Annotated in this window: 1 protein-coding gene; it reads left to right on the top strand. The window is 53.1% G+C overall.

Features of this window, described 5'->3' with window-relative positions; all coding sequences use genetic code 11:
- Positions 1-54: 54 nt before the first annotated feature.
- Positions 55-1,127 (top strand): IS3 family transposase gene (locus M1B35_RS31325; RefSeq protein ID WP_425273464.1). Its coding sequence is split into 2 segments (ribosomal slippage), with 1,074 coding nucleotides annotated over them: positions 55-289 and positions 289-1,127; the frame shifts between segments, so codons are not numbered across the junction. This gene is flagged as partial in the annotation.

Raw genomic sequence — 1,127 nt, 5'->3', positions numbered from 1 at the left:
CCCGGGTTTCGTAGACACCTCCATGCCTTAAACTGAGGCCAATCAGGAGGTGCCATGAGCAACCCACGTTATCCCGAAGAATTCAAAATCCAAGCAGTCAATCACGTGACCGAAAAGAAGCTACCCGTTGCTGAGGTAGCGGCCCGTCTCTGCGTGTCGACGCATAGCCTCTATGCCTGGATAAAACGCTACAGCAAACCTCAAGAAGCACGGCAGCAGGACGATGATCAGCACGCTGAACTGCGTCGTCTGCGAGCAGAACTCAAGCGGGTCACTGAAGAGCGAGACATCTTAAAAAAGGCCGCCGCGTACTTTGCCAAGGAGTGCGGTTGAAGTACGCCTTCATCAAGCAGCGAGCCGGCGACTATTCCATTCGACGGCTATGCCTGACGCTGAAAGTCCATCCCAGCGGTTATTACGCCTGGTTGTCTGAGCCGCAATCTGCACGCGCTAAAGACGACCAGCGACTGCTGGGTTTGATCAAGCATGCATGGTTGGAGAGCGGAGGCGTTTATGGCTATCGCAAAATCCATGACGATCTGCGCGAGGTCGGTGAAGATTGTGGTCGTCATCGTGTGGCAAGGCTGATGCGTCTTGAAGGGCTGCGCTCTCAGACAGGGTATCGACGTCGCCCTGGAAAGTACGGCGGTAAGCCAGCGGTAGCCTCACCCAATTTGCTGAAGCGCCAGTTCGATGTCGTAGAACCCAACAAGGTTTGGGTCACCGACATCACCTACATTCGTACGTATGAAGGCTGGCTGTATTTGGCGGTGGTGCTGGATCTGTTTTCTCGTCAGGTCGTTGGCTGGTCAATGAAGTCGCAGATGACCAGCGATTTAGCCATTGATGCATTATTGATGGCGGTATGGAGGCGTAAGCCAAAGCAAGAGGTGATGGTTCATTCCGACCAAGGCAGCCAGTACAGCAGCTCCGATTGGCGCAGCTTTTTGAAGGCAAACAATTTGATTGCCAGCATGAATCGCCGAGGCAACTGTCATGACAACGCTGTGGCTGAGAGCTTTTTCCAGCTTCTGAAACGGGAACGGATCAAGCGGAAAATCTACACCACACGGGAAGGTGCTCGTAGTGATGTGTTCGATTACATCGAGATGTTCTACAACGCAAAA

The sequence above is a fragment of the Pseudomonas morbosilactucae genome (genome assembly GCF_023241665.1).
In the GTDB taxonomy this organism is placed as follows: Bacteria; Pseudomonadota; Gammaproteobacteria; order Pseudomonadales; family Pseudomonadaceae; genus Aquipseudomonas; species Aquipseudomonas morbosilactucae.
Note: the sequence above shows the minus strand (reverse complement) of the source record. Positions and strands in the feature narration are given on the sequence as shown.